This window comes from Metabacillus rhizolycopersici, from assembly GCF_020075705.1.
Genome location: NZ_JAIQUM010000144.1, coordinates 1 through 5,858, shown reverse-complemented (window position 1 = coordinate 5,858; position 5,858 = coordinate 1). Strand labels below are relative to the sequence as shown.

Genomic DNA, 5,858 nt, shown 5'->3' with positions numbered 1-5,858 from the left:
TCGGAAATATACGAACCTTTAAAGAAAATAAGAAGGGCAAATACCGTTGGAAAAGCAATTGCTGCAGATGGTTTATAGTTTATAAATCCATTTTTTCAAAAAAGCGAGTAGCTAATGCTACTCGCTTTTCTGGTAGAACAAAACCACTTATTTAAACATTATTTTGTCGAATAAAAGTTAAAGGGTTTCGTATAAATTTTAATACATTAAGGTATTAAAGTGCAATGGTGAATTACACCTAATTTGAACCTTGTTGATACCCGCAATCGAGGATTTTTTGTATATAAATGTGTCATAACTTAAAAGTTTTGGCACTGTTTTTAAAATACAGGATTATCAAGGTATTGAATGGTGTCATATCTTAGCGTCAGAAATAATAGGAAATATTAGTCGAAGTCGGGGTCTTGTATTCTTCAATAAACGGGCCATATTGCAGATGAAGAAATACACAATTTATACTATTTTTTCAAACTGAAGGACTAATTGTAAAACATTACTTATCAGAACCGAAAATTGATTTTAATATCTCTTACAAATAAAAATAGGATATCATTACTATAAATTCACAAATGGAAATAAGGAAGGAGTGGATAGTATGTTTTTTCGTTCTGAACAAAAGGAACAGTATAAAAAGTTTATGTTTGATTGTTTCGGGAATAGCATTGTTCCGCAAACCCAAAAAATCTTTAATCGACTTAAAGGAAAAATTATCAAAAGTGAATATATAGACCTTTATACTTCATTATTAGAAAAATACAGTATTCCTTATAAAGTTAGAAATACAGGTGACCATATTTATTTCGGTAATTTGACAAACTTAGACTCGAAACAAAAGTCAACTTTTAATATGTTTTATAGTGATCATGGACCTGACTATTACATACAGAAAGGACAAATAGGGATCTGTTATTTAGAGCAATACACAGAAAATGATACAAAAAGGAAAAACATATATGACAAAATTCTAGAGGAATTCTTTTGGGATAATAGAGAGGCGGAAGAAGTTGGGTGGCATTCATGTTCAGTAGGAAACACCAATGAATTTCTTTTTGAAGAAATAAGGTTTAGTTATAGGTATTGTTATTTTGTTGTAGATAAAATGTACAAAGAAGATGTTAAAAATATAGCAAGTTATGTATTAGGATATGATGTTGAATTTAACCATATTGAGATCATAAATGAGGAACTTGGTATTAATGGTTGAATATGGTTTAAATTTAAAGACCAAGAATCCACGCAAACCTCTTCAAGTCTTTCATATAAATTACTTTGTTTGTTAATAGATAGTGAGATCAGTCATTTTATATTTAATGACCGTGATGGGGAAATCAACATAGATATCCGATTATCAAGACGTAGGGAGGATGATAATAGAATTTCTAGAGTGAAGTTTAGAAAGGATTTAAACATCGTTTTCAGATCATCTTGGGAAGCTAATTTTGCTAGAATTTTAAATTGCTTAAATATCAAATGGGAATACGAAAAGGAATCATTTCAATTAAAAGACGGGTATTATTTTCCTGATTTTTTCCTCCCGAATAATGTGATTGTTGAAATTAAGGGATTTTGGGATTCTGAAAGCAGAACAAAAGTAAACTCCTTTATAGAAATGCATAAAGACTACAAATTATATACAATTGACGCAGATATGTTAATCTCTTTGGAACGATTATTTAAACAACATATAGAAGAATGGGAAGATGAAAAAATTACTGTTACTAAAGAAGTACTTCCGGTAGTAGGAATAACATTATCACAAAGAAAAACGTTTGTATCTGTATTACAAACAGGTGACAAATTATATCTTAAAAGAGACCCTGAAAACCCATATGATAGAAATGCAATTCAAGTATTAAATAAAGACGGGAAACAAATTGGTTTTATTGCAAAGGAATGGGCTTCTATATACGCTTCTAAGTTGGATATTGGAATGACTTTTGCCGTTACGATTAGGTCAAAAGAGGAAAAGGTAATACGGGTTAATGTGGAAAGAGAAAATATCCACGAAAATAAAATATATGATTTCCTCTCAAATTCGTATGCCATATAAGTAAAATTAAATTGCTACGTTCAGTAATGGAACGGGTTCGGTTTAGAAACTTACGGAAAAGGAGTGGATATATTTTGCGCTATAGTCTTTTAAATAATGGGATTGATTCATTAAAGGCAACAGCAAATTCTCTTAATGCATTAGGAGAAAATGATTTTGTTGAACCTCCTTATCATCATATGAAGGATGCAATACTATCGATAAATCATGCAAATGAAATTCTATTCAAGTATTTATTGAAAATAGAAAATGAGCATTTAATTTATCGTGATTTAGAAGCGTTCATTAAAGCGAAGAGACAAATGGTAGCAGAAGGTATTAAAAACGTAATGGATACGAAAGTAAGGCTTGATACAGTTAATCTTTTTGAAGCTATTGAGAGATTAGAGTTTATATGTGAATTTGAAATTCCTTTAGAATTAAAAAAGGTATTAACCAAACTTAATGGATACAGAAATAAAATTATGCACTATGAAATTGAATTGAGCGAAGATACTGTAGGACAGATTGGATTTATGATTTCAAAAGCATATGAGAAGACCATTGAATACTTCAATACGTACGTTGAGGATTTTGAAGATATGTTAGAAGAAGCAAGAATTGAATTGACTGTTGAAGATTATTGGGAACAATATGCTGATGATGCTTATGAATCTTATAGAGACGCCAAATTAGATTGGGAAGCAGATATGGCAGATTTAGCAGAACAACGAAGAGGTGGGTTTAATAGAGATTAGGATGATATATTGTAAAACCAAACTTCATAGCCGACTTGAAATTAAAGATTAAGATCAACGAAACAGGCGCTTTTGTTGAATAAGAAACCGTCTTTGGACGAACCTTTTTAGAGAGTAAACATGATCTCTAGAATATTTAATATAAGGTCTATCAAAAACATTCGTTTATGACAGATTGATTTTGAAGTAAGTTTAGATAGAAAAAAGTACAAAAAGAGGTGAATATACACCTCTTTTTAATTATCTCAAAAACCATGGTTTTTGAGAGTGTGATTCTTTTATATTTATTTAAAATCTATAATCCAGAGTGATTGAAATTCTATAGAAGGTTAGATAATTAACTTACGAAGGGACTGGACCATTTTTGATGCAGGTTTTTCCATATAGATTAATTCTTCACCTGTTTAAAACCGTTCAAAAAAGTACACTTTTTCGAACGGTTTTGAAAAGATAATAGGAAGGAAAGTAGAAAAAAGGAGTTATAAAATGGATGTTCGTAAATTGGGGTATATAAGGGTCAGCAGCAAAGATCAAAATGAAGGCCGACAGTTAGAAGCCATAAAAAAATTAGGAGTCGATGAACGAGACATCTTTTTGGACAAACAGAGTGGAAAAGATTTCAATCGAGTTCAGTACCAATTAATGAAACGAGTTATCCGTAAAGGAGATATTCTTTATATTCATTCTCTTGATAGTTTCGGTCGGAATAAAGAGGAGATGATATCACAAAAAATATTCAGGCGGACATCGTAGTTATGGATATGCCGTTGTTGGATACAACTCAATTTAAGGATAGTCTTGGCACTTTCATTGTGGATCTTGTTTTACAGATCTTTTCTTGGATGGCGCAAGAAGAACTGGATCGCATTCGGAAACGACAACGTGAAGGAATTGATGTAGCTTTGAAAAATGGAGCAGCATTTGGTCGACCTAAAGTACAGGCCACAGATGAATTCAAAGAAGTATATGATCGTTGGAAAGTAGGAGAGGTGACAGCCGTAAAAACGATGGGAGAGTTAGGTGTAAAAAAACGACTTTTTATAAGCTGGTTAAGGAATATGAAAAAAGACTTTAAAAAGGCTAATAAATAATAGAAGAAACACTTCAAAAAAGGAGCATCTGCGATAAGCAGATGCTATTTTAATAAAAAGGGGAATACATAGGGATGAATAAATAGGTTGCACATCTTCAACAAACGGGCCATTTAATTGAGTAATGGACTGAAAAAACACACTTTCTTTTATAATTTTCTTCTTACAACACAAATGTCATTAATACCAATGCTCGTGATGCCGTTCATGTAATAAACGGGTTAGCAGTACCCCTATTAGAGCTTTTTATTCTAAAATAGGAAGACGCCATCCAAACTACATCGGATAGCGCCTTGATATTTCGAATAGTTCTATTAAGGGTTCGTCGACCAAAGTCCAGCATGTTTTAATACAACACGTGGATGAAGTTTGAGCTGTGCAACCATTAAGTCTGCTAAATCTTCTGCTTGCATCACTTTTTCTGGATTGCCGTCTGTTAAGTTTAGCTCAACAGCCATATCTGTTGCAACCGTACTTGGTGTTAACGTTGTAACGCGAATATTTTTCTTACGCACTTCAAGCATTAATGACTCACTTAGTCCGATAACTGCAGCTTTTGAAGCCGAGTATGCACTTGTAATTGGTGCACCTTTTTGACCAGCTGTTGATGAGATATTAATGATGTCTCCTGTGTTGCGCTCGATCATTTCCGGTAATACCGCACGTGTTGTGTAGTACACACCTTTTACGTTGACATCGATAATATTTGTCCATTCTTCAGGCGTTAAGTCCATGAAGTTACCGAATTTTGAAATGCCGGCATTGTTTACTAAAATATCGATTGCACCAAGCTCGCCACGAATTGATTCAACCGCTGTGGTGATAGAGTCTAAATCCGCTACATTTACCGCAGCGATTGCTACCTTTACATCATACTGTTTAAGTTCCTCTGCTACTTGTTGTAAATTTTCAAGCGTACGTCCAACAAGACCTACGTGAATACCTTCTTTGGCAAAAGCTACTGCTGTTGCACGTCCAATTCCACGCCCTGCTCCTGTAATTAACGCCACTTTTCCTGCGATTGTTTGCATGTTTTTCGCTCCTTTAGAAGAGATAGTTTTATTTTAGACGAAATAAAGTGTATTAAACTAAAACATTTTAATATTTAAGTAAGGTGAGTTTGATAAAATCGTTCTGGTGTTATAATTAATAAAGCTGTTTTACTAATAAATGTTTGCCTCCTAAAATAGATAAAGATTTGTCTTTAAGACTAACTTCATTCTACTTGCGATTTTCTACATTGTGAAGAATGCACTTTTTTGTGCGGAGGTTACCAAACGGTTACTATTATAAAAAAAGGAGTTAGCTCCCATGGCAGATACATTAAGAAAAGAGATTAAAGAGAGAATATTAATTCATGATTATCATTGTGAAAAAGAACTTACCTTATCGATTATTAGTGGAAAATGGAAAGTTGTTATTTTGTGGCATTTAGGTGTAGAAGGGCCACATCGCTTCAGCGAACTTCAAAGACTTTTCCCTAAAATATCCCATAAGATATTAACAAACCAATTACGTGAACTGATAGAAGATGGAATTGTTCATAGAGAAGTGTTTCCGGAAATTCCTCCGAAAGTCGAATATTCAATGACTGAACTTGGGATGACGTTATTACCAATCGTTGAGATGATGTATGAATGGGGAAAAAAACGAATAGATCAAATTAAACAAGAAAACAATTATTTTGAATAAGAAAAAAACGAGATCATTTCCAATGATATAAATTGCCTGTGCTGTTAAAAGAAGTAATATTGAATATAAAAAAAGATGTTTTGTTGTATAAAAAATCTCGGACTTATTCTTTACTTATGTTAAAAAGGCAGAAAGAGAAATAAGGTTTATCTTGTTCCATAAAACCAGCCAATAGTTGTCAACATTTTTCAATAAAAATATTAAAAATATCATGTTATACTAAATTGGTGCATGCCAAATAACCTTCCAAATACTACGTTTGGAAAGTTTTGGTTCACTTGGTTAAAA

General features: G+C 32.6%; 5 protein-coding genes and 1 pseudogene. 5 read left to right on the top strand and 1 reads right to left on the bottom strand.

Annotation, left to right across the window (positions count from 1 at the left end; genetic code table 11):
- The first annotated feature begins 595 nt into the window (after nt 1-595).
- The 4 genes and pseudogenes from K9V48_RS26825 to K9V48_RS26810 all read left to right on the top strand — a co-directional run bounded on the left by K9V48_RS26825 (nt 596) and on the right by K9V48_RS26810 (nt 3,862).
- Nucleotides 596-1,204: a hypothetical protein gene (locus K9V48_RS26825; protein WP_224142137.1), complete on the top strand. Its 609-nt coding sequence runs from the start codon at nt 596-598 to the stop codon at nt 1,202-1,204.
- Between the two features lie 180 nt (nt 1,205-1,384).
- A complete protein-coding gene (locus tag K9V48_RS26820; protein ID WP_224142136.1) occupies nt 1,385-2,050 on the top strand; it encodes an HIRAN domain-containing protein in 666 nt (221 codons plus the stop codon).
- A 74-nt stretch (nt 2,051-2,124) separates the two neighbouring features.
- Nucleotides 2,125-2,787 (top strand): hypothetical protein, encoded by a 663-nt coding sequence (locus K9V48_RS26815; RefSeq protein WP_224142135.1) that lies wholly within the window; start codon nt 2,125-2,127, stop codon nt 2,785-2,787.
- Nucleotides 2,788-3,273: 486 nt separating this feature from the next.
- A pseudogene (locus K9V48_RS26810) lies at nt 3,274-3,862 on the top strand (recombinase family protein).
- A 330-nt stretch (nt 3,863-4,192) separates the two neighbouring features.
- Here K9V48_RS26810 and K9V48_RS26805 read toward each other — a convergent pair.
- Nucleotides 4,193-4,909: a 3-ketoacyl-ACP reductase gene (locus tag K9V48_RS26805; protein ID WP_224142134.1), complete on the bottom strand. Its 717-nt coding sequence runs from the start codon at nt 4,907-4,909 to the stop codon at nt 4,193-4,195.
- 280 nt (nt 4,910-5,189) lie between these two features.
- Here K9V48_RS26805 and K9V48_RS26800 point away from each other — a divergent pair, with 280 nt between their 5' ends.
- The gene (locus K9V48_RS26800) at nt 5,190-5,570 is read left to right on the top strand and encodes a winged helix-turn-helix transcriptional regulator (protein ID WP_224142133.1); all 381 of its coding nucleotides are present in this window, start codon (nt 5,190-5,192) and stop codon (nt 5,568-5,570) included.
- Nucleotides 5,571-5,858 lie beyond the last annotated feature (288 nt).